Annotated in this window: 26 protein-coding genes; 17 read left to right on the forward strand and 9 right to left on the reverse strand. The window is 59.6% G+C overall.

Features of this window, described 5'->3' with window-relative positions; all coding sequences use genetic code 11:
• Window positions 1-111 precede the first annotated feature (111 nt).
• The 3 genes from betC to QEZ52_RS09025 are packed head-to-tail and all read right to left on the reverse strand — an operon-like array spanning window position 112 to window position 3,418.
• Window positions 112-1,578, reverse strand: a complete 1,467-nt coding sequence (betC, locus tag QEZ52_RS09015) for a choline-sulfatase (protein ID WP_406649623.1) — start codon at window positions 1,576-1,578, stop codon at window positions 112-114.
• 11 nt (window positions 1,579-1,589) lie between these two features.
• Window positions 1,590-2,411, reverse strand: a complete 822-nt coding sequence (locus tag QEZ52_RS09020) for an MBL fold metallo-hydrolase (protein WP_406649624.1) — start codon at window positions 2,409-2,411, stop codon at window positions 1,590-1,592.
• Window positions 2,408-3,418, reverse strand: a complete 1,011-nt coding sequence (locus tag QEZ52_RS09025) for an extracellular solute-binding protein (RefSeq protein ID WP_406649625.1) — start codon at window positions 3,416-3,418, stop codon at window positions 2,408-2,410. Before QEZ52_RS09025 ends, QEZ52_RS09020 begins: the two co-directional genes overlap by 4 nt.
• Window positions 3,419-3,515: 97 nt before the next feature.
• On the opposite strand from QEZ52_RS09025, the gene QEZ52_RS09030 reads away from it, so the two are divergent.
• The 7 genes from QEZ52_RS09030 to QEZ52_RS09060 all read left to right on the forward strand — a co-directional run bounded on the left by QEZ52_RS09030 (window position 3,516) and on the right by QEZ52_RS09060 (window position 10,152).
• The gene (locus QEZ52_RS09030) at window positions 3,516-4,466 is read left to right on the forward strand and encodes a GlxA family transcriptional regulator (RefSeq protein ID WP_406649626.1); all 951 of its coding nucleotides are present in this window, start codon (window positions 3,516-3,518) and stop codon (window positions 4,464-4,466) included.
• A 169-nt stretch (window positions 4,467-4,635) separates the two neighbouring features.
• Complete coding sequence (locus tag QEZ52_RS09035; protein ID WP_406649627.1) at window positions 4,636-5,565, forward strand: LysR family transcriptional regulator; 930 nt, start codon at window positions 4,636-4,638, stop codon at window positions 5,563-5,565.
• An 89-nt stretch (window positions 5,566-5,654) separates the two neighbouring features.
• Complete coding sequence (gene acdA, locus QEZ52_RS09040; RefSeq protein ID WP_406649628.1) at window positions 5,655-6,890, forward strand: 3-sulfinopropanoyl-CoA desulfinase; 1,236 nt, start codon at window positions 5,655-5,657, stop codon at window positions 6,888-6,890.
• Between the two features lie 49 nt (window positions 6,891-6,939).
• Entirely contained in the window at window positions 6,940-7,308 is a 369-nt protein-coding gene (locus QEZ52_RS09045; protein ID WP_406649629.1) for a thiamine pyrophosphate-binding protein, read from the forward strand.
• 190 nt (window positions 7,309-7,498) lie between these two features.
• Window positions 7,499-8,491, forward strand: a complete 993-nt coding sequence (gene dusA / locus QEZ52_RS09050; RefSeq protein ID WP_406649630.1) for a tRNA dihydrouridine(20/20a) synthase DusA — start codon at window positions 7,499-7,501, stop codon at window positions 8,489-8,491.
• Between the two features lie 30 nt (window positions 8,492-8,521).
• Complete coding sequence (locus tag QEZ52_RS09055; RefSeq protein ID WP_406649631.1) at window positions 8,522-9,346, forward strand: sulfite exporter TauE/SafE family protein; 825 nt, start codon at window positions 8,522-8,524, stop codon at window positions 9,344-9,346.
• Window positions 9,346-10,152 (forward strand): hypothetical protein, encoded by an 807-nt coding sequence (locus QEZ52_RS09060; RefSeq protein WP_406649632.1) that lies wholly within the window; start codon window positions 9,346-9,348, stop codon window positions 10,150-10,152. Before QEZ52_RS09055 ends, QEZ52_RS09060 begins: the two co-directional genes overlap by 1 nt.
• A gap of 71 nt (window positions 10,153-10,223) precedes the next feature.
• Here the strand turns inward: QEZ52_RS09060 and QEZ52_RS09065 are convergent, their stop codons facing one another.
• The 3 genes from QEZ52_RS09065 to ccmI are packed head-to-tail and all read right to left on the reverse strand — an operon-like array spanning window position 10,224 to window position 12,164.
• Window positions 10,224-10,454, reverse strand: a complete 231-nt coding sequence (locus QEZ52_RS09065) for a DUF1289 domain-containing protein (protein ID WP_406649633.1) — start codon at window positions 10,452-10,454, stop codon at window positions 10,224-10,226.
• A gap of 1 nt (window position 10,455) precedes the next feature.
• Window positions 10,456-10,935 carry a RuvX/YqgF family protein gene (gene ruvX / locus QEZ52_RS09070; RefSeq protein WP_406649634.1) on the reverse strand — a complete coding sequence of 160 codons (480 nt, stop codon included), beginning with the start codon at window positions 10,933-10,935 and terminating at the stop codon, window positions 10,456-10,458.
• A complete protein-coding gene (gene ccmI / locus QEZ52_RS09075; RefSeq protein WP_406649635.1) occupies window positions 10,932-12,164 on the reverse strand; it encodes a c-type cytochrome biogenesis protein CcmI in 1,233 nt (410 codons plus the stop codon). Before ccmI ends, ruvX begins: the two co-directional genes overlap by 4 nt.
• 186 nt (window positions 12,165-12,350) lie before the next feature.
• Between ccmI and QEZ52_RS09080 the strand changes: the two genes are divergently transcribed.
• From QEZ52_RS09080 to QEZ52_RS09095, 4 genes are all read left to right on the forward strand, one after another.
• On the forward strand, window positions 12,351-13,595 hold the full coding sequence (locus QEZ52_RS09080) for a sarcosine oxidase subunit beta family protein (RefSeq protein WP_406649636.1): 1,245 nt from the start codon (window positions 12,351-12,353) through the stop codon (window positions 13,593-13,595).
• Window positions 13,596-13,821: 226 nt separating this feature from the next.
• Window positions 13,822-14,151: a sarcosine oxidase subunit delta gene (locus tag QEZ52_RS09085; RefSeq protein WP_406649637.1), complete on the forward strand. Its 330-nt coding sequence runs from the start codon at window positions 13,822-13,824 to the stop codon at window positions 14,149-14,151.
• Between the two features lie 58 nt (window positions 14,152-14,209).
• The gene (locus tag QEZ52_RS09090; protein WP_406649638.1) at window positions 14,210-17,227 is read left to right on the forward strand and encodes a sarcosine oxidase subunit alpha family protein; all 3,018 of its coding nucleotides are present in this window, start codon (window positions 14,210-14,212) and stop codon (window positions 17,225-17,227) included.
• Window positions 17,220-17,786 (forward strand): sarcosine oxidase subunit gamma, encoded by a 567-nt coding sequence (locus tag QEZ52_RS09095; protein ID WP_406649639.1) that lies wholly within the window; start codon window positions 17,220-17,222, stop codon window positions 17,784-17,786. The genes QEZ52_RS09090 and QEZ52_RS09095 overlap by 8 nt, the downstream gene beginning before the upstream one ends.
• A gap of 110 nt (window positions 17,787-17,896) precedes the next feature.
• Here QEZ52_RS09095 and QEZ52_RS09100 read toward each other — a convergent pair whose 3' ends face one another.
• Entirely contained in the window at window positions 17,897-18,286 is a 390-nt protein-coding gene (locus tag QEZ52_RS09100) for a helix-turn-helix domain-containing protein (protein ID WP_406649640.1), read from the reverse strand.
• Between the two features lie 99 nt (window positions 18,287-18,385).
• On the opposite strand from QEZ52_RS09100, the gene QEZ52_RS09105 reads away from it, so the two are divergent.
• Both QEZ52_RS09105 and QEZ52_RS09110 read left to right on the forward strand, forming a co-directional pair.
• Window positions 18,386-18,715, forward strand: a complete 330-nt coding sequence (locus QEZ52_RS09105) for a hypothetical protein (protein ID WP_406649641.1) — start codon at window positions 18,386-18,388, stop codon at window positions 18,713-18,715.
• A 4-nt stretch (window positions 18,716-18,719) separates the two neighbouring features.
• Window positions 18,720-18,938: a GDCCVxC domain-containing (seleno)protein gene (locus QEZ52_RS09110; protein ID WP_406650406.1), complete on the forward strand. Its 219-nt coding sequence runs from the start codon at window positions 18,720-18,722 to the stop codon at window positions 18,936-18,938.
• A 72-nt stretch (window positions 18,939-19,010) separates the two neighbouring features.
• Here the strand turns inward: QEZ52_RS09110 and QEZ52_RS09115 are convergent, their stop codons facing one another.
• Window positions 19,011-19,775, reverse strand: a complete 765-nt coding sequence (locus tag QEZ52_RS09115; RefSeq protein ID WP_406649642.1) for an FkbM family methyltransferase — start codon at window positions 19,773-19,775, stop codon at window positions 19,011-19,013.
• Window positions 19,776-19,879: 104 nt separating this feature from the next.
• Here QEZ52_RS09115 and QEZ52_RS09120 point away from each other — a divergent pair, with 104 nt between their 5' ends.
• Window positions 19,880-20,479, forward strand: a complete 600-nt coding sequence (locus QEZ52_RS09120; RefSeq protein WP_406649644.1) for a superoxide dismutase — start codon at window positions 19,880-19,882, stop codon at window positions 20,477-20,479.
• 182 nt (window positions 20,480-20,661) lie between these two features.
• Window positions 20,662-21,531 carry a DMT family transporter gene (locus tag QEZ52_RS09125; protein WP_406649647.1) on the forward strand — a complete coding sequence of 290 codons (870 nt, stop codon included), beginning with the start codon at window positions 20,662-20,664 and terminating at the stop codon, window positions 21,529-21,531.
• On the opposite strand, the gene QEZ52_RS09130 is transcribed toward QEZ52_RS09125, so the two are convergent.
• Window positions 21,528-22,079, reverse strand: coding sequence for a TIGR00730 family Rossman fold protein (locus tag QEZ52_RS09130; protein ID WP_406649649.1), 552 nt, complete (start codon window positions 22,077-22,079; stop codon window positions 21,528-21,530). The genes QEZ52_RS09125 and QEZ52_RS09130 overlap by 4 nt on opposite strands.
• A gap of 117 nt (window positions 22,080-22,196) precedes the next feature.
• Between QEZ52_RS09130 and QEZ52_RS09135 the strand changes: the two genes are divergently transcribed.
• Both QEZ52_RS09135 and QEZ52_RS09140 read left to right on the forward strand, forming a co-directional pair.
• The gene (locus QEZ52_RS09135; protein WP_406649651.1) at window positions 22,197-24,191 is read left to right on the forward strand and encodes a LysM peptidoglycan-binding domain-containing protein; all 1,995 of its coding nucleotides are present in this window, start codon (window positions 22,197-22,199) and stop codon (window positions 24,189-24,191) included.
• A 127-nt stretch (window positions 24,192-24,318) separates the two neighbouring features.
• Window positions 24,319-26,136 (forward strand): ABC transporter ATP-binding protein/permease, encoded by a 1,818-nt coding sequence (locus QEZ52_RS09140; protein WP_406649655.1) that lies wholly within the window; start codon window positions 24,319-24,321, stop codon window positions 26,134-26,136.
• Window positions 26,137-26,199: the final 63 nt, after the last annotated feature.

A 26,199-nucleotide genomic window follows, 5' to 3' on the forward strand; every position in this document is an offset into this window, starting at 1 on the left:
GAAATGGGGGGCTGGCAGCGCAGCAAGCCCGCATACGGGGTTTGACCGTGAACAGCCGATCGGACCGTTCGACGCCAAGTGAACGATGTCGGGGTTGCATACAAGGGGATGTTAAGTGCGGATATATTGGGTCGCCGCGTTCTGATCGACCTGATAATCCCAATGCGTGCCGTTGCGTGTCATGGCTGTGTTGACAACATGTTTGAGCGGAAGCCTCTGCCAGACCTCGGTTGCAATCCGGTCGAGATCAAAATCGCCTCCGGTGATGACAGCGTTCAGCTTCTTTTCGATGTCGGCAACCGATGGGTCTCCTGCGCGGTTGTGCCACTCGCCAGGATCTTGTGCCAGGTTGAACAGGCGCGACGGGGATCCGTGGTGATAGTGATACTTCCAATCCCCCAACCGGACAATGAAACTGGGGCGCATAATGCCTTCGCCATGATATTCCGAGATGACGGGAACGCTCTCCAGGTCAGCGCCATGCACCGCAGGCAACAAGGATCTGCCGTCCAATGTTTGGGCCGGCGTTTGACCTGCGATATCGATCAATGTGGCAGGGAGATCCAACAAGGAAACCGGGGTTTCGATCTGGCAGGGCGCGGCACCGGGACTATCAATGAACAAAGGAATGCGGGCTGACCATTCGTACAGGCTGCGCTTTTGGATCAGACCTTTTTCGCCCAACATCTCTCCGTGATCAGAGGTGAAGATGACGATGGTGTCGTCGCGCAGACCGGTTTCATCCAGAACATCCAACAGTTCGCCGACCTTGTCGTCCACATAATGCGCCAGAGCGGCAAACCCGCGGCGCATGGCGATCAGGTTTTCAGGCTGGCGGATTTCATCGCCGCGCACGTGCAGTCCGTGCCAACGCCGGATCGCGTGATCGTAATCCGAATATTTGTCGTCCATGTCTTCGGGATACTGCGGCAGCGGAATATCTGCATCCTTGTACATCTCCCAATATTTCCGGGGCACCTTGTAGGGGGGATGCGGGTTGGTAAACGAAACGGTCATCATCCAGGGTTTGTCAGGTGTGTGCCGCACGTATTCCAGGGCCTTGAATTGGGTTTCCTCATCATACTGCAATTCCTTGGACCAGCCGGGGCCGATGTTTTCGGCCAGATATTGCGGCGTGAAATCAAAGGCTTTGAAGGTGGGGTCATCATTGGGCGGCAAGGGATAGGACCAAATGAACCCGGAGGGGTAGATGTCGGTGTTCAACCGGCGCTGAAACCCGTGCAGCTGGTCGGCTCCGATGAAATGCATTTTGCCTGACAACACGGTCTCGTACCCGGCATTGGTCAGGTAATGGGCAAAGGTCGGGATAAAGCTGTGATAGGGGTCGCCATTGTCGTAACAGCCGGTGGTCGACGTATAGAGACCCGTCATAAAGCAGGACCGCGCAGGCACGCAGATCGGACTGGGCGTGTAGGTGTTGGTGAAATTGGCCGACCGGTTGGCAAGCTGACACAGGTTTTTGGTTTTCGCACCGACCCCACCGCATACCTCGAGCATGAAGGGCGTCATTTGATCGGCCATGATGACCAGAATATTCGGCTGTTTGGTGTCGGACATGGCGTGGCCTTTCATTTGAGAGAGCGGGGCGCGACGAGGGAGCGCGATGAACTGAACATTTCTGCGGTGAACACTTCGGACATATGGCTGCACATGAAACGGGCATCAGATTTCAAAATCGCATCCAAAAGCAAACGGCGACTTGTGTTCAACGCGGCGGCATCGGCCCAGACGGGGCAGAGGTCTGGCATCTCAATCTCGGCAGGGAGATGAAACAGATCCGCCAGAAAAAAGAAAACCTGCCCCTGCGAGCACAGGCGCACGACGCGGTGCCCGTCGGTTTCGCCCGGGGCATCGATCAATGTGAGCGCAGGGGGCAATGCAGGGGTACAAGTGTCGAGATCAAGCAATCCCAAACCCAGCAACTGCTCCAATGGGCGGGGATCCGCCGCGGGGCCATCGGCGTGTTGTGCAGCGGCGGTCAATGTGGCGTCGCCCCAATCCCGTGCTGACAAGATATGCCGGGCATTTGGAAAATTCGCCTGGTCTGTGTCTGTGTCCCATACACCGCAAAAATGGTCGTGATGCCCATGCGTCAGGATCACATGCGTGACACCTTCGGGGGGACACCCGGCCCCGCGCAGAGCCGTACAGATACCGACGGGTTCGGTCCCCGTCACGGGGTATTGCCTGGGGTCACAGGCATCAATCAGAACGGACAGCCCCGGTCCCGCGACATGCAAACAAATCACGGGAAGACGGGATGGTGCACCCGCGCCGGTCAGGGGCCCGCTCTCAAACCGATCCGCGACGGTGTCGCAGATCTCTCCAAGGATCAGCGCCGTGATGGTGAGATCACCAAGGGTGAACCGTTGGGCAATCGTATGGCTCATTGACGGGCCGCCGCCCGATATCTGCGGGCATAGTCCCCTCGGTTGCGGACAAACCAGACAGGTTGTTCGGGCTGCCACCAAAGCCGGGTCAAAGCCTCTGGCGGATAGGAGGCGCGAAAAAACGCACGCATGTCACCGGGCATGAGATCAGCGGCTCCTTTGGCACAGGGATTGACGCCCAATGCGCTGGCATAAAGGGCGCTGCCCTTGGGGGTATTCACCCAAGCGATCCAATCCTGGCCAAGCCCGGCATCCGCTGTCGCGCCCAGCACAAAATTCTGAAGATAACAGTTGGCCCCCTCAATCGGGGCAACAAAGCGATAGGGGAGGTTTTCGCGGTATAATTGGGCCATCGTGGAGTCCCAGCTATAGCCAATCAGGCAATCGCCGGATCGAAAGGCGTCTGTGCCTTCTTCTTCACTGAACCAGAAGCGCGCGACATGGTGGGCGCGGTCAGTCAGGAATGCGCCGATGACATCATAATTGGCGATCATTCTGGCTTCGCTGCGATAAGAGTCGTCAAAGGGAAACGGCAGCTTTCCAGCGGCCTCGAGCGCGCGCCCGGCAGCAACAAACGCGGTGTCTTCGCGCATTGCAAGACGACCAGCATGAACAGGGTCAAACAGATCAATCAAACACAGGGTATCGGCACCCGGCGGAACGTGGTCCCTGTGGATCCCGACGCCTGCGCCGCCCCAGATATTGGGAGAGCCCATGCGGTTGCCATCAATGATCGTATGAGCATCGGCGTGAAAGGCCGGGTCTATCCTGTCATACCCGATACGGGCGTCATCCAGTGCCGCGATGAGCCCACTGTTGAGCCAGCTGACCAAGCGATCCGTCGTTGGACAGGCAATGTCAAACGCCTGTTTTTGGGCCAGTGCATGCATGTCGTCCTGATTGCGAACACCCTGGAACGACACCGAGATGCCAGTATCCTGACGAAAGCTGTCAAAGGCAGTCTGCAAGCCGGCGTCATAACCGGCCCACCCCAGAATTTTCAACATGTCTTCAAACACTCCACAGATTTTGCTCCCTTCAGGATTGCAGAATTAGGAGGAGTGGTTATCAGTAATACTGCCAAAATTATTCGAGATCCGGACAATGACAGATGCGCCCCGTGCCGTCTTTGCAATCCACGAAGGGTTTTCCCTGTTCGGTTATGGAGTCGCGCGTGATCTTATCCGTATGGCGGCCGATACGTCCGAGACCGTGAAGTTGGATGTGGTAACGGCCTCGGCCACGACCGGGCCTGTTCACAGTTCTTGCGGGGCCGCAGTTGTTGCCGATTGTGACCTGTCAGCGTTACCCCGCGCGCAGTATGCGTTTGTCTGTTCGTCGCGCGAACAACGCCCTGACGATATTGACGAGACGTTGGTGCAGGGGCTGCGCCATTGTCACCGGCACGGGGGCTGGGTCATCGGTCTTGGCACCGGGGTTTCCGCTCTTGCTCAGGCTGGATTGCTGAGCGACCGGCGCGCTGCGGCGCATCCGGCGCAATTGCCCGTGTTGCAGGCGACTTTTCCCAGCACGACGTTCACGCTTGATCCCTATGTCCTAGATCAGCGGACAGCCACCACTGTCGGAGGCGACGCAGTGACCGACATGATGCTGGAATTGTTGACCCAAAGCTTTGACACCGCGATAGCCGAAACCGTACGGCGCGCAGTCATGCTGAAGCCGCAGCGATCAGGTTCACTCTTGGTTTCGGTCGGGTTGCAATGTTCCATTGAGGAGCTGGATCCCAGATTGAGCCGTTACATCCAGATTGTGGAACACGCCATTTCCGCGCCAATGCCGCTGGAACACATTGGCCGCGCCATTGCGGTATCGCCGCGCACGCTGACCCGGCTGACACATCAATCGTTTGGCTGTGCGCCTGGTGAGTTGTCCAGCAGAATCAGATTGAGCTATGCGGCGGATCTGTTGAGAACGACGTCCAAGCCGCTTTCGGACATCGCCGAAATCAGCGGGTATCGCAGCACGGCCCATTTTTCGGAGGCTTTCCATAAACGTTTTTTGGTGAGGCCCGGCAAGTTTAGGTCAGAGAGATAAAAACCCCCTTTTGCGTAGATCTTTCCGGCATGTTCGATGTCGGGATCCTGTGCCGCGGGCAGGCGGACGACCCGCACAGCGCGCCATCGCGAAGAAGATCGTACAAGAACACCAGGTCGCACAGGCCGTCCACAGACAGATCGCCGGGGATTCAGTTGGGGATTCAACGGTGACCCTTTCGGGTGGTTGTGGTATTGACGCGCCTTATTTGAGACCACAGCTGGACGCCATCGCTGCCATGAACATCAAGCAACTCAAAACCCTTTTGGCCGTGGTCGAACACAAATCCTTTGCGGCGGCGGGGGATCGTCTGGGGCTGTCTCATTCGGCGGTGAGTTTGCAGATCAAGGCGATGGAAGACGAATTGGGCGTATTGTTGTTTGACCGGATCAAACGGCCTCCGGTGCCGACGGCCCGTGGGCGTGCGCTGGCGGAACATGCGCAAAAGACTCTGGCGCTGTTTGATGCATCCGCTTCGGTGGCGCGCGGGGAATTGGTGCGCGACAAGCTGACAATTGGTGCGGTTCCGACTGTGCTGGCGAGCTTTCTGCCCGCTGGCATCAAAGTGCTGCAAGCCCAATACCCAGCGCTTGAAATCACGCTCAGGAGCGGCAGTTCGTCGGGGCTGGCGGCACGGCTGGCAGAGGGGGATCTGGACGTCGCCATCTGTACAAAGCCGCTCAACCCCATTCCGGGACTGGATTGGCACGCGATCGCGACCGAGCCCTTTGTTGTGATCGCCCCGGCCCATGCCGAGGGCGATGATTGGCGCGACCTGTTGCAAGATCATCCGTTCATCTGGTTCAACCGCAAGACCTGGGCGGGGCAAAGCATCGAAGAAGAACTGAAGGCACAGAAGATCAACGTGAGAGGCGCGATGGAAATCGATTCCCTTGAAGCGATCTCAAATCTGGTCAGCGAAGGGTTGGGTGTTGCCATCGTTCCGATCTGCAAGGGCAGGCGCGCCTTTTCAAATCGCATTCGGCATCTGCCCTTTGGAGACCCGCAGTTCAGCCGCGAGATCGGGGCTTTTACCATCACTGACGGGCGCTCGGATCTTGTGATTGGTTCCTGCATCGAGGCGCTTCAGTCTTCTTGAGTTTTTCTCATGAAAGAAATCAGAAAGTAGAATTACCATTAAATGCACTGCAGATTTAAGATCGGGTGACCCCTATCAGCAGGTTTGCAATGCTCCATCGTCCATTCCCACCGTCTGGCCCTTTGTTTGTTTTGTCGGAACGACAGTGTGATCTTCAAGCCAAGGCAAAAACCATCGCAGACACAACGGCTGGGCGACGTGCCGCCGAAACGGACCGGTCCGAGCAATATCCCCAAGACGTTGTTTCTGCTCTTACGTCTGCGGGATTGATGGGCATGAGCGTGCCCAAGGAGCTGGGTGGGCCGGGGGCCAGTTACTTTGATGTGACTTTGGTCATCGAGGAGTTGGCGGCAAAATGCGGCGTGTCAGGGCGCATCGTGGTCGAAGGCAACATGGGCGGAGTTGGCGCGATCCTGGCCTATGGCACACCTGACCAGCGCGCGAGCGCGGCGCAGCATGTGTTGGGCGGGGACAAGCCCGCGATCTGCATCACGGAACCGGACGCAGGCAGCGCCGCAACCGAGATGACAACCACAGCCACCCGCAGGGGCGATACATGGGTTCTGAACGGCAAGAAACATTGGATCACGGGCGGCGGCGTGTCAAAGCTGCACCTGATCTTTGCCCGTGTGATCGAGGGCGGGGAATTCAAAGGCATCGGCGGGTTCATGGCCTATCTGGGCGAGGATGGGCTGGTCATCGGCAAGCGCGAGCCAACGCTGGGGCTGCGTGGCATTCCCGAAACCGAAGTGATCTTTGACAATCTCCGTCTGCCGCTGGATCGGCTGATCACGCCGCCCGAGGGCATCAAACGTGGTTTTGCCGGATTGATGGACGCCTATAACGCCCAGCGGGTCGGGGCGGCGACCGTGGCGCTGGGCATTGCGCGTGGGGCCTATGAAGAGGCTGTTTCATTCATAAAACGGCGCGAGCAATTTGGCCGCCCGCTGGCCGAATTCCAGGGGTTGCAATGGATGATTGCCGATATGGCGATACAGATTGATGCCGCGCGGCTGATGATCTGGCGCGCTGCGGCCAGCGCCGAATACCAATCCAGTGGTTTTCCTGACCCAATGCTGGCGGCACAGGCCAAGGTGTTCGCTTCGGAAATGGCCGTCAAGGTCACCAATGACGCGCTGCAATTGCATGGCGCACGCGGGTATTCGCGCAACAACAACGTAGAACGGATGCTGCGGGATGCACGGATGTTCACGATCGGCGGCGGTACTGCGCAGATGCTGCGCAATCTGGTGGCGGGCAAGGCGCTGGATATGAAAACCCCACAGACACGCGGCGGATATCTGTCCCAGGAAACGTGCAACTGAAATGATGACAGGCTAATTTGCCCTCGCGGTGATAGCCCAACGGCCATCCGTGGCAGCCTGTCGCCACGCCTTTGCCGTTCCGGGCAGTGAGGTTTCGGCACTAATGCAGGCGCAGGTCCGCGCGGGGCTCAAATTCGCTATGACCAAACACGAAAACTCGGGCGGGGTCATGGCCAAAGGGACGTGGCATGTGAAGGGGGCCCCGGGAGCCTGGATGGACCCCATCCTCTGGCTCTGGCCTTTGGCTCTGGAACGGGCTGACCTGTCGCCGGTGTCTGACAAGATCCTGCGGCCGTTGATCCAATCCTCTCAAGGTCTGATCATGGCCGGCTATGACCCGATTGACATGCGGGTTGTCTGGCGCGACATCACAAGACCGAAACAGCTGGTGATTGCAGGGGGTGATTACGGCGGGTGATTGATGTCTCGAGCGGGGTAAACACCCATTCCGGCAGCGCGTTGAACCGTTATCGGCCCACTGTCTGCGCCTGCGAGATGTGCTACACCGTAGCACGCTCGAATCGAAAACCTCGGAAAACCCCCTGAAATACGGTGGAAACAGGGGGAATCGTGCTACGCGAAGTCTAAGGTTGAATGGAGCTAACGCTTTGAAAAATAACGCACAAAAAGCAGCGCGTTTAAGCGTGGCCCCGATGATGGATTGGACCGATCGTCATTGTCGTTATCTGCATCGCCTTCTGAGCAATCAGGCGCTGCTTTATACGGAAATGGTGACGGCCCCGGCTTTGGTTCGGGGGGGGGCATTGCATTTGTTGGCGCACAGCGACGCCGAACACCCGGTTGCCTTGCAATTGGGAGGCTCCGATCCGGTCGAGTTGGCACAGGCCGCCCGGTTGGGGGCCGAGGCGGGGTATGATGAAATCAACCTGAACTGTGGGTGCCCCAGCGATCGGGTCCAATCCGGTGCATTTGGTGCCGTGTTGATGACAAATCCGGGTTTGGTTGCTCAATGCGTTGCGGCCATGGGCGAAGTTGTGGATGTCGACGTCACGGTGAAATGCCGGATTGGGGTGGATGAGCAGGACCCGGAACAGGTGCTGCCGGGGTTTCTGGATCAGATCCGGTCCACCGGGTGTCGCCGCGTGACGATCCACGCGCGCAAGGCCTGGCTTCAGGGTCTGAGCCCCAAGGAAAACAGGGACATCCCGCCTTTGGATTATGACCTGGTGCACCGGATGAAAGCCGAATTCCCGGATCTGCATATCTCGATCAACGGCGGCATCGCGTCGCTGTCAGAGGCCCGCCTGCATCTGGACAGGGGATTGGACGGCGTGATGATCGGGCGCGCGGCCTATCACCAGCCCAGCGATATTCTGGCCAGTGCCGATCGCGACATATTTGGCACCGGAGAGGCGCAGGATCCGATTGATATTGTGCGCCAGATGCTGCCGTATATTGACAGGCATATCAGCCAGGGCGGGCGGCTACATGAAATCACACGCCATATGCTGGGCCTGTTTGCGGGCCGCCCCGGAGCCCGGCATTGGCGCCGGGTGCTGTCGGAAGGCGCACATAAGACAGGCGCGGGGCCTGAGCTGGTCGAACAGGCTTTGATGCGCGTTGCACCGATCACCGCCTGACCAGGGGCCGAATTTTCAAAGGAAATACAGATGCCTGAAACGATGTTGCTGCTGCAGATGCTGGTGATGCTACTGATCATTGGTGGGGTGGCCGGGGTTTTGGCCGGTTTGTTGGGGGTGGGCGGAGGCATTGTGCTGGTCCCGGCCTTTTTCTATGCGTTCCAGACCCTTGGGTATGATGGACCACAATTGATGCAGATGTGTCTGGCGACGTCGCTGGCGACGATCATCGTGACGTCTGTGCGTTCGGTTCTTAGCCACAACAAGAAGGGCGCTGTGGATTGGCAGATCCTGCGTGGATGGGGTCCGGGCATCGCATTGGGCGCGGTGGCCGGTGTGCTGGCAGCTGCGTCGCTGCGGTCGACCACATTGCAGGGGTTGTTCGGGGTTCTGGCCTTGGTGATTGGGTTGTATCTGGGCTTTGGTCGCTCGGAATGGCGGTTGGGGGCCGAAATGCCCAAAGGCGCGCGCCGGATGATCCTGTCTCCGCTGGTCGGGTTTCTGTCAGTTCTGATGGGGATTGGCGGTGGCAGCTTTGGAGTGCCGCTGATGAGCCTGCACAATGTTGTGATCCACCGTGCCGTGGCAACGGCCGCAGGGTTCGGCGTGATCATTGCGGTGCCTTCGGTTCTGGGCTTCTTGTTCGTGCCCATTGATCCCGCCATGCGTCCACCGTTGACGGTAGGGGCGGTGAATTTGGTGGCCTTTGCAGTGATTGTATCGATGACGTTGATCACGGCACCCTGGGGGGTCAAATTGGCCCATGCAATGGATCCAAAACCGCTGAAACGGGTGTTCGCGGTGTTTTTGGTGTTGGTGGCGATCAACATGCTGCGCAAGGCGATGGGGGCCTGATGCTGGACGAAATGCTGGACGATTTCCTGACCCGAGGTTGGGTCCGGTTTGCGGTTGATCCCGCAACGCGCGCCTGGGCGGACCACGCCCGGCACCACAGCCTGTCGGCCATTCATGATCCGCAACACGCGCCCTGGATGCAATGTCAGGGCACCTGGTTCATTGGTGTGGATGCGCTGGACAATGCAGCGTCGGGGCAATTGCCGGGTGGCCCGCCGCTGGCCGGTCCGGCGCTGGAGTTCATCAAAAACCACATCGGCCCGATCCCACAGCTGCACAAGGGACAGCTGTCGGTGATGCTTCCGGGCTATCCAAAACCCCGTGACGGCGAAGGTGAAGCGGCGTTTCGCTATCGCCTGAACCGGGACGCGGCCCATGTGGACGGAGTCAAGCTGATCCCGGGGGCGGCCACGCGCCGGCGCAATGTTGATGAACCCCATGCTTGGGTGCTGGGTCTGCCGCTGAATGGTGCCAGCGCGGATGCGTCACCATTGGTGGTGTGGGAGGGCAGTCACGCCATCATGCGCGACGCCTTTGCAGCCGTTTTGAACGATCATGATCCCACCACCTGGGCCCAGATCGACATTACCGATGCCTATACATCCGCCCGCGCCAAAGTGTTCGAGACCTGCGAACGCGTGACCGTTCACGCGCAACCGGGCGAGGCCTATCTGATGCACCGACTGGCGTTGCATGGGGTCGCACCCTGGGGAGCCGCGGCCAGCGCACCACCGGGCGAAGGGCGCATGATCGCCTATTTCCGCCCCGAAGTCACAAGCCTGGCCGACTGGTTGACTGCGCCCTGAAACGGCGCAGTGCCTGTCTGCGTCTGGTCAGAAATGTCGCCGCCTGCGGGCGGGTTCCATGAGGGCGCGCGTTACTGGGCTGTGCGGGCCGACCGCCCACCACGGCGTTTTTTCAGCAAAGGCGCGCGGGTTGGCAGCTCGGCCATGATGCTGGCCCGTTCTTCGGGGCTCATCTTGGACCACGACGTGATCTCGTCAATTGTGCGGAAACAGCCGGTACAGATCCGCTCTTTGGGGTGCACGACACAGATATCCACACAGGGGCTGTCGATTTCGTTGCGTTTCCAGACGGGAGTATTCATGTCAGCCCTGTTCCATCTTCAAATGACGCATCCGATCCAGCGCCCCCTGCAGAATATAGGAGGCGGCCACATGATCGATAACCTCTGCGCGACGCTTTCTGGTCGTATCTGCCTCCAAAAGCGCCCTTTCGGCGGCCACAGTGCTCAGCCGTTCGTCCCAGAACCCGATCGGCAGATCGGTGAGTCGCGACAGGTTGCGGGCAAAAGCACGGGTTTTCTGACAGCGCGGACCTTCGGATCCGTCCATGTTGCGGGGCAGGCCCAGAACGATGCCACCGATTTCGCGTTCCGAAGTGATTTCGAACAGCCGGGCGGCGTCCAGGGTGAATTTCTTGCGCCGGATGGTTTCCAGCGGCGTGGCAACTGTGCCGAGCCGGTCGGATACGGCCACGCCGACCGTCTTGTCCCCAAAATCCAGACCGGCCAGAGCGGTGTAGCCGGGAATGGCGGCCGCAAACGCTTCGAATTTATCCAAGATCATTCGACGACACCCGCTTGGATACCTGCCTTGACGATCAGCATCATGGCCTCGTTGTTGTCGGCAAATTTCTGGCTGGCTTCGTCATAGATGGCCCGGGCGCGATCCATGTCACCCAACACTCCCAGTGCGCCGATCAGACGGGCCCACTCATCCGGCGCGCCGCCTTCGGTGGCCAGACGATCCGACAGCTGATTGACCATCCCCTGGATCATTTCCTGACGGTCTGCGTCGCTCATCGATTGGGCCGCCGCAACGGCACCGGCGTCCGGGCCGGGCAGCGCGGCTGCGCCAGGGGCTGCGGCCAATTCGTATTTCACACCGGCCTTCCAGGCCAATTCTTCGATCTGGGCCCGGATCGGCACCAACCAGGGCGCGTCGGGCGGGCTGCGGCGCAGCGTCTGTTCCCAGATCTGAAAGGCCATGTCAGGGCGCCCGATCTGATCCATCATCAAACCCCAGTAATAGCGTGCCGGCCCATAGGTGGGGTCGATCTGCAATGCGGTGCGCAATGCGGTTTCTGCCTCGGGCGAGACATAGCCGCCGGCGGCCAGGATCATCAACTGGGCCTGTTCGCCAAACTGTTCCGGACCGGCTTCGGACTGCAGCAGCTCAATTTCGCGTGATTTGGCCGCGTAGGCGGCCGTGTAGTTGCCCAGGTTCGCCTCGTGGCGCGACAACAGGGCGTGACCTTCGATATCCTGCGGACGTTTTTCCACGGTTTCGCGCAGCTTGCTCACCAGCTCGCCATAGCTGGCTTCGACCTCGGGAGCGGGCTGGGGGGGCATCTGGGCTTCGACGTCAGCCTGGGAGGGGCGCGATGTGCGGTTCAATTCGGCCATCTCCAGCCGGGTGGACAGCGACAGGTCGCCATATCCCGGTGCCCCAAGCGCGCGATACAGCATCAACGATCCTGCGATCATGGCCGCACCACAGATCGCGACCACGATCAAGGACAGGTTGCGTGGCTGTTGGTTACCTGCGTTAAATTGCTGCAATTGGGCATCGGCTGCCAAAATGCGACGCGAAATCTCGGTTCTGACCCGGTCGGCGTCGCTCTGGGCGATCAGCCCGCGCGCCAGATCGCGCTCCATTTCCTTTAACTGTTCGCGGTAGACCCGCAAATCATAGGCCGCAGCCGGTTCGCCCTGGCCGCGCGCGCGCAGCAGGACAAGGGCCAGAAACGCTGTAATTCCCAGCGCCATCAACGAAGGTACGATCCAGAAACTCATGTGTTCTCCCGCTTTGGCGTGTATCTATAGGCGCGACGTCCGGGAAAAAAGGTCAAAAGAATTGCCTGGGCAGAATGCGCCCGTCGCGCAATGTCGCAATGATACATAAATGCGACGATTTACGGCGCAGGTCTGATACCGTCCTGGGGCATATCATGCGTTACCTCGAACCGAACGGATTCGCCCATGAGACATTACTCAGCCTTTGCTGTTGCGCGGGAAGGCCTGCGCTATCACTCCGGATGGGAACGCGCCTGGCGTTCGCCCGAACCCAAGAGCCGCTATGACGTTGTCATCGTGGGCGCGGGTGGCCATGGTCTGGCCACAGCCTATTACCTGGGTAAGAATTACGGCATCACCAATGTGGCCGTGATCGAAAAGGGTTGGCTGGGCGGCGGCAACACGGGCCGCAACACCACCATCATCCGCTCGAACTATCTTCAGGACCCGTCGGCGGCGATCTACGAAAAGGCGCGCGGCCTGTACGAAGATCTGAGCCAGGAGCTGAACTATAACGTCATGTTCAGCCCGCGCGGCGTGATGATGCTGGCCCAGACCCAGCACGAAATCCGCGGCTATCAGCGCACGGCACATGCCAACAACCTGCAAGGTGTGGCAACCGAATTCATCAATCCCCAGCGGGTCAAGGACCTGGTGCCGATCATCAATCTGGATGGTCCGCGCTATCCGGTTCTGGGGGCCCTGTGGCAGCCGCGCGGCGGCACCGCCCGTCACGATGCCGTGGCTTGGGGCTATGCGCGTGCCTGTTCGAACATGGGCATGGACATCATCCAGCAGTGCGAGGTCAACGGCGTGCGCACCCACGAGGGCCGCGTGGTCGGCGTTGACACCACCAAAGGTCCGATTGATTGCGAAAAGATCGGCATGGTGGTTGCGGGCAACGCATCTGTGCTGTCGGAAATGGCGGGTTTCCGTCTGCCGATGGAATCCGTGGCGCTGCAGGCGCTGGTGTCCGAGCCGATCAAACCCTGCATGGATGTGGTCGTGATGGCCAACACCGTGCACGGTTACATGTCGCAATCCGACAAGGGTGAAATGGTGATTGGCGGCGGGACCGACGCCTTCAACAACTATACCCAGCGCGGATCGTTCCATCACATCGAGGAAACCGTGCGCGCATTGGTCGAAACCTTCCCGATGGTCAGCCGTCTGAAGATGCTGCGCCAATGGGGCGGGATCGTGGATGTGACCGGGGACCGGTCGCCGATCATTTCGTCAACGCCAGTGCAGAACTGTTTCGTCAACTGTGGCTGGGGCACCGGCGGCTTCAAATCGATCCCCGGATCCGGTTGGGCGATGGCGCAACTGATGGCCACCGGCCATTCGTCGCTGGCCGAAGAATTCTCGGTCAACCGCTTCAAAGAAGGCAAGTTCATCGACGAAAGCGTCGCCGCTGGCGTGGCTCACTGATGTGTGCGGTGGCTGACAGCATCGGAAACGCGGATTTGCTCCCGATCAGCTTCGCTTTGGGCAGAATTGCTCAGATTGAAGTCGTGGGAAAAGAAGCTGCGTTTGCGCCGTCTCTCTACGAGGGCGAGCCCGATTCCGATCACGACCAAGCCACCGAGTATGTAGAACAACAGATCCATGCACTCAAATTGTGCTTCTTGGATCGCAAAAACAAGGGGGTGGCTCGATGCTGATCCTTGAATGCCCATATTGCGGTGTCAAAGCCGAAGAAACCGAACTGGCCGCAGGCGGCGAGGCGCATCTGAAGCGTTTCGGCCCCGGTTCTTCGGATGACGAATTCCACGACTATCTGTTCATGCGCAAGAACCCCAAAGGGGTGCATCTGGAACGCTGGCGCCATGCCAATGGCTGTGGCAAGTGGTTCCATGCGGCGCGGTGCACCATGACGTTGGAGGTGTTTGGCACCTATTCGGCGCAAACATATGAACCGCCTCAGGAAATCCGCGACGCGATCACCGCCAAGCGCCCCGGTTGGACGTGGGGGGAGGTCGAATGAACCCCGCAGTCCGCACCATCCGCACTTTCCCGTTCTCATACCAGGAAGGGTCCAAGACATGAGCACACGTCTTGCCTCTCAGGGGCGGCTGATCGACCGCTCGAAAACGATCGACTTTACCTTTAACGGCAAGCGCATGACCGGGCACCCCGGTGATACGCTGGCCTCGGCGCTGCTGGCCAATGACCAGATGATGATGGGCCGGTCGTTCAAATATCACCGCCCGCGCGGCGTTGTGGCGTCCGGGTCCGAAGAACCCAATGCCCTGGTCGGTCTGGGCACCGGTGATCGGTTTGAACCCAACCAGCGCGTCACCACGACCGAGCTGTTTTCGGGTCTGACCGCCAAATCGCAGAACCACTGGCCGAACCTGGAATTCGACGTGGGCGCGATCAACACCTATCTGGCGCGCTGGCTGCCGGCGGGGTTCTATTACAAGACGTTCATCCACCCCAAACCGTTCTGGAAGCACGTGTATGAGCCGATCATCCGTCAGTCTGCCGGTCTGGGCAAAGCGCCCGACAAGGAGCTGAAGGACGCCGATACCTATGAACATTTCTATTTCTTCTGTGATGTTCTGGTTGTGGGCGGCGGTGTTGCGGGTCTGCAGGCGGCCAAGGCGGCGGCGGCATCCGGGGCCAAGGTTCTGCTGATCGAACAGAACAGCCACTGGGGCGGGCGCGCACCGGTTGACGGCGGCACCATCGACGGGATTGAACCCGGCGCATGGGTTGATCAGACCCTGGCCGAACTGGATGCGATGGACAACGTCACGATCCGTAACCGGACCATGGGTGCGGGCGTTTATGACCATGGTTATGCTCTGGGGTACGAGCGGATCAGCGATCACGAGCCGGGCAACGGCGCGCCGCGTCACCGTCTGTGGCGGATCCGCGCGTCGCAGATCGTCACCGCGACCGGCGCCATCGAACGGCCCCTGTCGTTTGCGGGCAACGATGTGCCCGGTGTGATGCTGGCCTCGGCCATGCGCGACTATGTGGTGAACTGGGGTGTGACCCCGGGCCAGAAGGTCGTCGTGGTCACCAACAACGACGACGCCTATCGCACGGCCATCGCCCTGCATCACGCAGGCTGCGAAGTGGTGCGTGTGCTGGATGCGCGCAACGCCGGTGGCGGTGCCCTGATGGAGGAAGTCCGTCAGCTGGGCATCCGCGTCGAAGCGGGTCGCGCCATCGCCAAGGTCAAAGGCGGCAAGCGGGTTCAAAAGGTGTCGATCTGTGCCCAGTCCGGAGTGGGCGGCGCGCAGGAAGAGATCGAAGCAGATGCGGTTGCCATGTCCGGGGGATGGTCCCCGGTTGTGCACCTGTGGTCGCATTGCGGTGGCAAGCTGATCTGGGACGATGCGGCTGCGCATTTCCGCCCCGATGCATCGCGTCCGCCGCTGGGTGACAACGGGCAGGGGTTTGTTGTGCCCGCTGGCACCGCCAATGGTCCACTGGATCTTGGGGCTGTGCTGAGCGACGCCAACAAGGCCGGTTCTGCTGCGGCAGAGGCGGCGGGGTTCCCGGCCACAACCGTTGCCACGCCCGAAGGTGTCACAACCGAAGAGTTGGCCATGGAAGCCGTCTGGCTGATGCCAGCCCAGGCCGATGTGTCGCTGCGGATGAAATCCTGGCTGGATTATCAGAACGACGTCAAGGTGACCGATGTTCAGCTGGCCGCCCGCGAAGGCTATGAGAGCGTCGAACACACCAAGCGTTACACAACGCTGGGTATGGCGACCGACCAGGGTAAATTGAGCAACATCAATGGCCTGGCGACCCTTGCGAATGCGTTGGGTGCACAGATCCCCGATGTGGGCACCACCACCTTCCGTCCGCCGTACCACCCGATCTCCATGGGCTCGATCGCGGGTGAAGCGCGGGCCAAGACGTTCCAGCCAATCCGCAAAACACCGATCCACGACTGGATCGAAGCCAATGGCGCGGATTTTGAACCGGTTGGCCACTGGCGTCGTCCATACGCCTTGGTCCGTTCGGGCGAGAGCGTGCATGACGCGGTGAACCGTGAGGTGACCAACACCCGCGAACGTCTGGGGATGCTGGATGCCTCCACATTGGGCAAGCTGATCGTCAAAGGGCCGGATGCCGGGAAATTCCTGGACATGATGTACACCAACATGATGTCCAACCTGAAGGTCGGCAAATGCCGCTATGGGTTGATGTGTTCGGAAAACGGTTTCCTGATCGACGACGGCGTGGTTGCGCGCATCGACGAAGACACCTGGCTGTGCCACACCACAACTGGCGGTGCCGAACGTATCCATGGCCACATGGAAGAATGGCTGCAGACCGAATGGTGGGACTGGAAAGTCTATGTTGCCAATGTGACCGAACAATACGCGCAGGTCGCGGTTGTTGGCCCCAATGCCCGCAAGGTGTTGGAAAAACTGGGCGGCATGGATGTCTCCAAAGAGGCGCTGCCGTTCATGGAATGGCGCGATGGCACCATCGGCGGGTTCGATTGCCGGGCGTACCGGATCTCCTTCTCGGGTGAGCTGAGCTATGAAATCGCGGTTCCGGCCAGCCAGGGGCGTGCCTTCTGGGATGCGCTGATGGATGCGGGGCAGGAATTCGGGGTCATGCCGTATGGCACCGAATGTCTGCACATCCTGCGGGCCGAAAAAGGCTTTATCATGATCGGGGACGAAACCGATGGCACCGTGATCCCGCAGGATCTGGGGCTGAACTGGGCGATCTCGAAGAAGAAAGAGGATTTCCTGGGCAAACGGGCGCAGCTGCGCAGCCACATGGCGGATCCCGATCGCTGGAAATTGGTGGGTCTGGAAACCGTTGATGGGTCTGTTCTGCCGGATGGGGCCTATGCGTTGGGCAATGGCGTCAATGCCAATGGCCAGAAGAACGTGATTGGCCGGGTGACCTCGACCTATCATTCGCCGACACTGGGCAAGGGCATTGCCATGGGGCTGGTCAAACACGGGCCGGATCGTATGGGCGAGGTTCTGGATTTCCCCGGCACCGATGGCAAGATCTACAAAGCCAAGATCGTAGATATGGTTTTCTATGACAAGGAAGGGGCAAAGCAAAATGTCTAACCTCGCAAGCGTATTGAACGGGGCCAGCTTTAACGGGCTGGCCAAGGTAGACGAGGCGGGTCTCTTTGGCATGATCACCCTGCGCGGCGATCTGGGGTCGGCCAAGGTGGCCGCCGCTGTCAAAGGCGCAACCGGTCAGGACGTGCCGGGCGTGCGCCAGATCAATGGCGATCTGGCGGGCGGTGTTGCCTGGATGTCGACCGATGAATTGCTGGTGCTGGTGCCCTATGCGGATGTGACCGCCAAGCTGGCCGACATGCTGACCGCGTTGGAGGGTGAACACGCTCTGGCGGTCAATGTGTCGGACGCGCGCGCCGTGTTCCGGGTGTCGGGTGCGTCAGCACGCGAAGTCATGGGCAAGATCGCCCCGGTTGATTTTTCGGCGGCCGCATTCGGTCCCGGTGATTTCCGCCGCTCGCGTCTGGCCCAGGTGGCCGGTGCGTTCTGGTTGGACAGCGAAGACAGCTTTGCCATCGTGTGCTTCCGCTCAACCGGCGACTATGTGTTCAACCTGCTGAGCGCTGCCGCAAATCCGAAATCTGCGGTTGGCGTCTACTAAGACCCACCCGTAGGGTCCCGACAAACAAAGGCCCCCCATCAACACGTTTGATGGGGGGCTTTTTTGCGTTTTATGGCAGCATCTAGCGACGTCTTTGGGTCCGGTTCAGTTTATGCAGTGCGCAGTTGCGACAGCATCGGACAAGACGCATTTCCGCTATCGCAATTGGCTGTTAGTTCTTCCAACGCTGTTTCCAGGCGTCCAAGTTCGCTGATCTTGGCCCGCACGTTTGCCAGGTGAAACTGGCCCAACTCCTGAATTTTCTGACAGTCTTCTTCGGCGTTTTCGGATAGGTCAAGCAAGGCTTTTGCGTCCTTGAGCGGGAACCCCAGTTCGCGGCACTTTTTTAAAAAGCGAAGCCTGCCAACGTCATGTGCAGAATATAGACGTCGATTGTTCGCGGCCCGCGTGGGTTTGGGCACAATGCCTTCGCGTTCGTAATAGCGGATGGTTTCAATTCCGACACCACTTTGTCGGGCGGCTTTGCCAATCGCGATCATGTGATGCTGCCCCGCTTGATCCTGTAGTAACTACAGGTGTTATGACTCCTCATGAGCGGACCCGCAACCTGTCTTTTGGTTGGGGTCGGGAGGAGCGTTATGCGCAAATATTTTGGCTTGAGCTATTTGGGATCGGCGTCGGCGTCGGCCTTGGTCGTTGCGTCCTGCTGTGTGCTGCCCATGACAATGATGTTGTTGGGATTGGGCGGCAGCTGGTTGGCGATTTTTGGTCGCATAGCTGCGGCAAGCTATTACGTTTTGGCGGTTTCGACGGCTTTCGTTGCCCTATCATGGTGGGTCTCTTATCAAAGAGGGGCCCCGGCGAGGATGAAATGGTGGATTGCCGGAAGCACTGCCATAACAGGTGTCGCATGGGTGATCTTGCTCTCCGAGACCCAAATTAACGACTACCTGATCCTGCAGATGTGAGATGATGACAGATCAAAACGTTATTTTAAAAAGCACGCTGACGTGCCCCAGGTGCGGGCATGTTGAAACAGAAACAATGCCGACAGATGCCTGCCAATGGTTTTATGAGTGCACGTCCTGCAAGGCCGTCCTGAAACCAAAGGAAGGGGATTGTTGCGTCTATTGTTCCTATGGAACGGTACCGTGCCCGCCAATCCAGATGGGGGACGGGTGCTGTGGCTGACCACGGATGGCTCCACCAAGCCCCCGGGTAAACCATACCGGTGGTGCGGTCGTGTTCAGCATTGGGTCGGGGTCAGTCGCTGAACACAAAGGTTGGAAAACGCGTCAGTATGGGGTCACTGATCATGTCGTCGCGCGTGATCGGCGTTCCTTTTGCGTCTGTGCAGGTCGCATAGAACGACAAGGCATCAAACAATTGTCCCATGCGATCGGCCCGTTCGGCTTCGGGCAGAAAGGGCGCGTGCGTGGACAGATACAGCGCCGGGCGGTGTGCGCGCAGCCAGGGCAGCAGGGTGGACAGGACCGAAAATTCGGCCCCTTCGATGTCCATTTTGACCAGTGACACGCCCGACAGATCGGTGCTGTCGCAGAACTGCTCCCAGCCGATGGTCAGAACGTCATGGCCATGCGCGTCATTGTCGTTGAGCAGCGAGGTCATGCTGTCCCCGGCCTCGCCCCCAAAGGACGCCATGCGCGCCACACCGAATCCGTCCGACAACGCCACAGAAAAACTGGACACATTGCGGATGCTGTTCAGGTCGAGGTTCCAGGCCAGATGACGATAGGCCACCGGATCAGGTTCAAAACACCAGACATGGCGGGCCTTGTGCGCACCATAGAGCACCGTGGGACCGATCCAGGCGCCGATATCCAGATAATCGCCATCCTTGCTCAGATATCGGTCCAAAACACGAAACGTCTCAGGCTCCCAATCATTGGCGGATGCCTTGCGCCAGAATTTCGAATGATATGGATCCAGGCGAAACGGAATGCCGTTTAGCTGCCCGCCGTAATAGCCACGGGCGCGGTAGAACATCTTGCGCGCTTTTGCGAACATCTCACTGTCCCCGATAAGTGTTTTCTTGCCTCGGCTCTTGACCTGACGCCGCACCCAAAGCATGTAACAGTGGGAACCGCAACTTTATTTAACAGGGGGCCACGATGGCTTTTGAACTTCCTGATCTTCCTTATGCACATGACGCATTGGCCGACAAAGGCATGTCCGCAGAGACGCTGGAATACCACCACGACCTGCACCACAAGGCCTATGTCGACAATGGCAACAAGCTGATCGCCGGAACCGAATGGGACGGCAAGTCGATGGAAGAGATCATCAAGGGCACCTATGACGCGTCGTCGGTTGCGCAAAATGGTATCTTCAACAACATCAGCCAGCTGTGGAACCACAACCAGTTCTGGGAAATGATGGGCCCGGGCACCTCGGCCATGCCGGGTGAGCTGGAAAAGGCGCTGGTCGAAGCCTTTGGTTCGGTTGATGAATTCAAGTCGCAGTTTTCGGCGGCTGGTGCTGGTCAATTCGGGTCCGGTTGGGCCTGGTTGGTCAAGAATGCCGACGGATCGCTGTCTGTGACCAAAACCGAAAACGGCGTGAACCCGCTGTGCTTTGGCCAAACTGCGCTGCTGGGTTGTGACGTTTGGGAACACTCGTATTACATCGATTTCCGCAACAAACGTCCGGCGTATCTGTCGAATTTCCTCGACAACCTGGTGAACTGGGAAAACGTCGCGTCGCGCATGTAATCCAAAGACTGTTTCAAAGACTGTTTCAAAGACCGAAAGCCCGGCCGATCTGGCCGGGCTTTTGTATTTGGAGCACGCGTCATGCAAGGCCGTTCGACCGGCCCCGCCGCCAGTGGGGCAGGTGCTCGACGCATCCCTTTCGGGGTTTACTTTGTCGCCTGAATGATTTCAGCCTGTGGGCCATGACCGATCATCTCAAAGGCCTTCTTATCACCACATTGGGCGTTCTTCTGGTCATCCCGGATTCGCTGTTTGTACGATTGATCGTGGCGGACCCCATGGTGATCTCGTTTTGGCGTGCGATGATGTCCGGTGTGATTGTGCTGATCGTGGTTCTGACGACCAAAGGGGTGGGCGGGTTCAGGGCAGTGGCAGGAACCGGATGGCGCGGTGCTCTGTACATCGGTTTGATTGCGTCGACCGTTCCGGCCTTTGTTCTTGCTGTCACCAACACCAGCGTCGCCAACGTGGTGTTCATCTTTGCGTCCATGCCCATCTTTGCCACGGCTTTCGGGCGGGTTTTTCTGGGCGAGCCCGTTCGGGCACGAATGGTCTGGACCATGGTGGCGGTCGGGGGTGGATTGGGAATTATTGCTTATGGATCGGGCAACCATGCAACCGCGTCGTGGCAGGGGGATCTCTGGGCGTTGTATATTTCGGTTGCTTATGCGCTGGCGCTGACAATTCTGCGCCAGCTGAAACATGTTTCGATGATCCCGGCAATCCCGGTTGCCTTTATCGGTGTCGCCCTTGCTATCTGGGTCGTCGCTGACCCGATGCCCGCCTTTCAGACCCAATGGCCATTGTTCGTTGGTCACGGGGCCTTTATCGGCGCGGCGACCTGCCTGTTGGCGATTGGTCCGCGGTTCATCAGCGCCGCCGAAGTCGCCCTGTTGATCCTACTGGAATCTGTTCTGGCACCGGTATTGGTCTGGGCCGTTATTGGCGAACATCCGGGGTCTTGGGCGGTGTTGGGCGGCGCTGTGGTGATCGGGGCCTTGCTGGTGTCCAATCTTGTGGCCTTGCGCCGAACCGTGCGGGTCAGCCCCTAGCGCACCATGTCTCTCAGCGCGTCCAGGCAGTCCCTAGGGGTGGTGGCCCAATGGATGAAATCCCCCAGAGAGGCATCGGCAAACCCCTGATCTATGACATGGTCCAGCAAATCACGCAGCTTGTCCCAATAGCCGTCGATATTCACAATGACGATGGGTTTGTCGTGCAGGCCCAGTTGCCGCCAGGTGAGCACTTCGAACAATTCATCCAGCGATCCGGGGCCGCCGGGCAGCACCACCACGGCATCCGCATTCATCAACATGACCTTTTTGCGTTCGTGCATTGTTTCGGTCACCACATAGGTTGTCAGATCCGATTTGCCCACTTCGCGGCGTACCAGATGTTCGGGAATCACGCCAAAGGTGGTGCCACCAGCCGTTTGTGCGGCTCGGGCCACTTCGCCCATCAGCCCCACATCGCCGGCCCCGTAGACCAACCGCCAGCCACGTTCGGCCAGGCCCAGGCCCAGATCCCGCGCGCATTGGGCGTAGACCGGTGATGTTCCGGGGCGGGATCCGCAGTACACGCAGACGGATTTAGGGGTCATGGCCACACCTTTCGGGGAATGTCAAAGGGTTGAAACAAGTTGCTTTGACCCCTGATAGCGAGATTGATAGGTTGCCTCAACAAAATGGGTGCCACTCGCCCTGGGGGAAAGAAGAAAATGGCAGGAACAGCCGGTACAGGGGGCTTTGGGGCCCTGGGTTGGAGTGCGGTTGCCGTAGGGGCAGCCGCAGCAGGAGGCGTGGCGCTGTATGTCGCCGGGGTGATCGGGCCTCAGACGTCACAAACGTCGGAACCGGACGTGCCGGTGGTGCAGGAACAGATCGCGCAACCACCTGTTCAGGCGGGTGAACCTGCGCCTGTTGCGACCCTGGACACACCAAACGCACAGCCGGCCAATCCGCAAATTGACGATGGCGAGCCCCCCCTGCCTGCGGCTGAACCAAAGACAGAGGTCGCTGACACACAAGAGGCCGCGCAACCGTCCGAGCAGACCGAAAAACCCGCAGAGCTGGCGACTGATCCCGAGACGGGACAACAGGCGCAGGCAGCAACCGATACAGCCGATTCTGATCAGGCTGTGACCGGTCAGACGGCGGATCAGCAGGACCCAGAGGCACCGGCCGAGACGGCCACCGCCGCAACAGAGCAGGACGAACCGGCACCGACCGCGAAACCCAAAGCACCAACCTTGGCCGCGCCGTCCTTTGATCTGGTAAGGGTCGAGACCGACGGCACCACTGTGATCGCGGGCAGCGGCCCCGAGGGCAGTCAAGTCACGGTGTTTCTGGATGGGGTGACGCAGGACAGGATCGATATCCAGCCCGGCGGACAATTTGTCAGCTTTTTGTCGCTTGGTCACAGCGACGCGCCGCGGGTCCTGACATTGCAGGCCATGCTGGGCGAATCCGTAGCCGCGGCGGCGGACAGCATCATTCTGGCTCCGGTGCCGCACCCGATTGCGCCTGAAGACGAGAGGGCAGAAGCGGACCCGGCCAATGTTGCCGAGACGCAACCGGAACAGGACACGACCGCAGTGCCGCAGACCGAGCCGGTGACGCAGGCCGAACAGGTGGCTCAGGCCGAACAAGTAACGCAGGCCGAGCCGGTGACACAGGCTGACCCGGTGACACAGGCCGAACAGGTGGCACAAGCGGCCCCCAAGGCCGAGACGGCAGGGCAATCTACCCCGGCAGCCCCGGCAGAGTCGCAAGAGACCGACAATGCAGCGCTCGACGCGGCACCGTCGGGGACCGATGGCACCGTCACCCCAGCGACTGCCGCAACGGCGACAGCTGAACCACAGCCCACCGCAACTGTGGACACAACACCGACGCAAGCCCCCCAGGCCGAGACCGTCGTAGCGACGCAAACAGGCACAGCACCACGGGCGGAAACAGCACAGACTGCCGCGACAGATCCGGACGTCGCGACCCAGGCCACAGCCGAGCCCGAGACGCAGGGGACGACAAGTCAACCTGCGCCCTCCGAGCCCGTGTCCGAACCCGCCTCTGATGTGGCGTCCGCACCCGCGTCGCAACCGCAACAGACATCGGTTGCGGTCCTGCGCGCCGGGTCTGACGGAGTACAGCTGATCCAACCGGCCCAACCCGGTCTGAGAGGCAAGATCAGCCTGGACACCATCAGCTATTCGGAGACCGGCGATGTGATTTTGACCGGGCAGGCCGCGCCGCAATCCACGGTGCGGGTCTATTTGAACAACCGCGCTGTGTCGGATTTCAATGTATCGCAGGATGGGCGCTGGAACGGGCAACTGGCCAGCGTCACCCCCGGTATCTACACCATGCGGCTGGATGAATTGGATGCGGGGGGCAAGGTGCTGTCACGGCTGGAAACCCCATTCAAACGCGAAGCGCCCGAAGTTTTGCGCCCGGTAACGCCGCAGCCACCGGCTGACACCCAGACCCAGACGGCGTCGAGCGATGGCACCGCTGCGCAACCGGCCGCACAGCAGCCTCAGGCCGCGCCGGTCATCCGGGCTGTCACAGTGCAAAAGGGCGATACCCTGTGGGCCATTTCCCAGGATCGCTATGGCGACGGGGTGTTGTACGTGCGGGTGTTCGAAGCCAACCGCCAGTCGATCCGAAATCCGGATCTGATTTACCCCGGACAGGTGTTTTCCATTCCGGAATGATCCCCCCGCGATTGTTCACCCCACCGCAACGGCGCAGCCCGCAACACTGCTGCGCCGTTTTCCTGGTCCGGGACTGGTCAATTCAGCTGCAGACACATATGTGTGAAGGCCGAGGCAGAGGTTCGATATGCGACGATCCACCCATGACACCAATGACGCGGCGACTCAATTGGAACGGGGCTCGGGTATGCGGGTCTTGCGCAAGGTCGCACCCTATCTTTGGCCCAGCGATCATCCTTGGGTAAAACGACGTGTGATTTTGGCCATGGCAATGTTGCTGCTGGCCAAGGTGGTCGCTGTTACCACCCCGATTTTCTACAAGGGTGCCGTCGATGCGCTGGCAGGCGAAGGCATCCCGCCTGTGGCGTTGGGCGCGATTGGGTTGACCGTTGCCTATGGCGTTGCGCGCCTGATGACGGTCGGGATGCAGCAGCTGAGGGACGTGATTTTTGCCCCGGTGGGGCAGCGGGCGTTGCGGCAGCTGGCCTTGCAGACCTTTCGGCATATCCACCGCCTGTCCATGCGCTATCACATCACCCGCAAAACCGGTGGTCTGTCCCGGATCATCGAACGCGGGGTCAAGGGCGTCGATTTCCTGTTGCGGTTCATGCTGTTTTCGATCGGTCCGCTGATCATCGAACTGATTTTGGTGGCGGTGATCCTGACGGTGCTGTTCGACGTTTGGTATCTGGTGGTCGTGGCCACCACCATCGTGTTGTATGTCTGGTTCACCTTCGCGGTGACCGAATGGCGGGTAAAGCTGCGCCGCGAAATGAACACCCAGGATACCGACGCCAACCAAAAGGCGATTGACAGCCTGTTGAATTTCGAAACTGTCAAATATTTCAACGCCGAAGAGCGCGAAGCTCAGCGGTATGACGTGGCGATGAAAGGCTATGAGGCGGCTGCGCTCAAGACTTCGTATTCTCTGGCCTTCCTGAATTTCGGGCAAAGTTTCCTGATCACCTGCGGGTTGATCGGGGTCATGATCCTGGCGGCCATCGGGGTGCAGGCCGGGGCGCTGACCGTTGGCGATTTTGTCATGGTCAACGCCTATATGATCCAGATCACCGTGCCATTGAATTTCCTGGGCACTGTGTATCGTGAAATTCGTCAAAGTCTGGTGGATATGGGCGAGATGTTCGACCTGCTGGAACAGCCGTCGGAAGTTTCCAATAAGCCGGATGCCCGGGCTTTGGAGATCAAGGGGGGGGCATTGCAGCTGGACAATCTGCGGTTTGCCTATGACCCGGATCGCGAGATCCTCAAAGGGATCAGCCTGGAGGTGCCTCCAGGTCAGACCGTGGCCATCGTTGGTCCGACCGGATCGGGGAAATCAACGATTGGGCGTTTGCTGTTTCGGTTTTACGACGTGACCGGCGGGGCGCTCAGGATTGATGGCCAGGACGTCCGCGACGTGACCCAGACCAGCCTGCATGACGCGATCGGCGTGGTGCCTCAGGATACGGTCCTGTTCAACGACACCATCCGCTATAACATTGCCTATGGTCGCGCCGGAGCAAGCGATGCCGATATCGTAGAGGCCGCGCGCAACGCCCAGATCCACGATTTCATCCAATCACTGCCGGATGGGTATGACACCACGGTCGGAGAACGCGGGCTCAAACTGTCGGGGGGTGAAAAACAGCGGGTTGGAATTGCTCGGACCCTGTTGAAGAATCCGCCGATCCTGTTGCTGGACGAGGCGACCTCGGCGTTGGATACCAATACCGAACAGGAGATCAAGGACGCGCTGACCCGGGCCGGGCAGGGGCGCACCGTGATCACCATCGCCCACCGTCTGTCGACCGTGGCCGAAGCCGATCTGATTGTGGTTCTGGATCGTGGTGAAATCGTCGAAACCGGAACGCATGACGCGTTGCTGGCGCAGGACGGTAAATACGCCCAGTTGTGGCACCGCCAGCAGGTTGACGAAGCCGCCTGAACCAGTTTTTTCACCAGGATGCCAAAACTTTGCCTCTGTTGTCGGGTAACGACCAGGTCAGGG

This window comes from Aliisedimentitalea scapharcae (genome assembly GCF_045277565.1).
Taxonomy (GTDB): domain Bacteria; phylum Pseudomonadota; class Alphaproteobacteria; order Rhodobacterales; family Rhodobacteraceae; genus Aliisedimentitalea; species Aliisedimentitalea scapharcae.